We start from the raw sequence: 2,293 nt of genomic DNA on the forward strand, positions 1-2,293 counted from the left end.
AAGAAAGAAAAATTGATAATTCAATGTTTGATTTTTCAGTTGAAGAACCAATAAAGCAGGAAGTTTTGCCCACTAAATTAGAAGAAGCACCTTCTAATGAGCAGGAAATAAAACCTCCAAAAATTGAAGATTTGAAACCGAAAATTGATGAAAAACAAACCAATGAAATTTTAGAAGATAAAAGAGAAACCGAGAGCAAATTTGAGGTTAAAAAAGCTGAAATTCTTCCAAATTTTGTTCGTAAATTTAACTTGAGATATTTATCTTTTGATGTGGCTGATTTAGTTCTGGAAGGCAACGCACAAGGCTATTTTAGGGTTTACTCTAAAACAAATGGCTTTATAGATTATCTTTTTGGTTGGCGAGATTATTCAATCTCTCACTTCAATATTTCTGATGATATAATCAAACCAAAAGACTTCAAAACCAAGCTATTATTTAAGAAAAAAGTTAGAGAGATTGAGATTTTCTTCAGTGATGATGGCAAAAAAGTTGCCTCTGATAAAGTTACTCCGCCTGATAATAGAGCTAAACGCCCTGCCGTTCCTGATAATCTCAAAATTGCGGTTTATGACCCATTAACCGCTGGAATTGAAGCTAGAAGGCTTGTGATTGACGCGGTTGAGAAAAATAATTTTAACAGCAAAGGTAGATATAATTTCAGCCTACCAATTTACGAAGGTAGAAGAAGAACTGATTTAATGTTTGATATTTCCAACAAAAAAATTGATGGAATGTTCGTTCTTAAAATGTATCGTAAAGCGGTTGCAGGTTATACTGATAACGAAATGCAAGATATCAAAAAAGGTGATGCGGTAATTGATATTTATCTTGATGCAAAAAATTTCCTACCAGTTAAAGCGGAAGGAAAAAATTTCCTCGGCACTGCAAGGGGCTTAATGGTTAAAGATTGCAAAAACTTTGAGGAATGCGTTGGGAAGTAAAATAAATTATTTATATGGAAAAAAATTTCAAAGATTTCAAATTACTTCATTTTATAACAATTATTATTCTAGTTGGAATGGTTGCTTCTGCGATTATAATAATTTCAAATGTTAACAAAGAATTCAAGATTAGGGAAGTTGCAGGCCAACTTCAAAAATATAAATATGCGACTTTATCTTTTAATAATGTTTATAACAGCCTACCCGGAGATACTGACAAAGCTAGCTTTTACTGGAAAGATAAAACTAAAGATGGCAATAATAATAGAAAAATTACCCATAAAGATAGTGAGGGCATTTTGGCTTGGCAACATCTGCAATTAGCCGATTTGATAAAATCAGATTTCACTTTCAAAGGCGTATGGCAAGATGGAAACGAAGGTAAGATAATTGCTAATTTTAATGCACCTTTTGAAGCGATTCATAATGCAGTTTTCTATTTTGATAATAATGAAAATGATAATTTTAATTTTATAGGTGTTGCAGATATTGAGGAAGGAAAGATTGATTCTCCGCCCTCAAAGCCAGTATTCACGCCAGAAGAAGCAATGCGTTTGGATCTAATGATTGATGATGGCTATCCAGATTCTGGCAATATTCGTGCAAAAAATAGTGATTTTTCAAAATGCAATATCTCTGGCGAATATAAAGATGAAAAAGAACTCCCAGAATGCATTATTGAGTTTAGGATTTAGAGAAAATAACATAAAATGAAAAATATTTTACAGGAAATTTGCGATAATAAATTGCTTGAAATTGCAAAAGCTAAAAACACCATGCCCTTTGAAGAACTCAAAAAAATAACACTTGAAAAAAATTATCAACCCAAGGGTTTTTTCAATTCTTTACTTGAAAAAAAGCTAAACAAACAACCAGCGTTAATTGCTGAAATCAAGAAAAAAAGCCCCTCAAAAGGTATAATTCGTGAAAATTTTGATCCTATTGCAATTGCAAATTCATATCAAAAAGCAGGTGCGAGTTGTATTTCCGTTTTAACAGATGAAAGATATTTCGCAGGCAAAAATGAATATCTGCAACAGGTTAGAAACTCTGTAAATCTGCCAATTATTAGAAAAGATTTCATCTTAGATGAATATCAAATTTATGAAGCAAAATATCTCGGTGCGGATTGCATTTTGCTAATTATCGCCTGCCTTGAGGAAGCTCAAGCAATGCAGTTAGAATCGGTTGCCTTGAGCCTTGGGCTTGATGTTCTGATTGAAGTTCACGATGAAGCAGAGCTAGAAACCGCACTTAAAATGCGTTCCAAAATGGTTGGGGTTAATAATAGAAACCTCAAAACTATGGAAATCTCATTACAAAATAGCATAAATCTAGCCAAAAAAATT

At 32.6% G+C, this 2,293-nt stretch carries 3 protein-coding genes; all 3 read left to right on the plus strand.

Annotation, left to right across the window (positions count from 1 at the left end; translation table 11 throughout):
- Positions 1–944 (plus strand): DUF3108 domain-containing protein (locus SFT90_04595; protein MDX1949762.1); only part of this gene is annotated, 944 nt, incomplete at its 5' end.
- Positions 945–958: 14 nt separating this feature from the next.
- The gene (locus SFT90_04600; GenBank protein ID MDX1949763.1) at positions 959–1,639 is read left to right on the plus strand and encodes a hypothetical protein; all 681 of its coding nucleotides are present in this window, start codon (positions 959–961) and stop codon (positions 1,637–1,639) included.
- Positions 1,640–1,654: 15 nt separating this feature from the next.
- Positions 1,655–2,293, plus strand: a 639-nt coding sequence (locus tag SFT90_04605; protein MDX1949764.1) for an indole-3-glycerol phosphate synthase TrpC, incomplete at its 3' end; no start/stop codon positions are given.

The sequence above is a fragment of the Rickettsiales bacterium genome (genome assembly GCA_033762595.1).
In the GTDB taxonomy this organism is placed as follows: Bacteria; Pseudomonadota; Alphaproteobacteria; order Rickettsiales; family UBA8987; genus JANPLD01.

Bases quoted from the DNA above. Each gene is read 5' to 3' on its own strand.
- SFT90_04600 (MDX1949763.1), top strand. From the start codon at position 959: ATGGAAAAAAATTTCAAAGATTTCAAATTACTTCATTTTATAACAATT.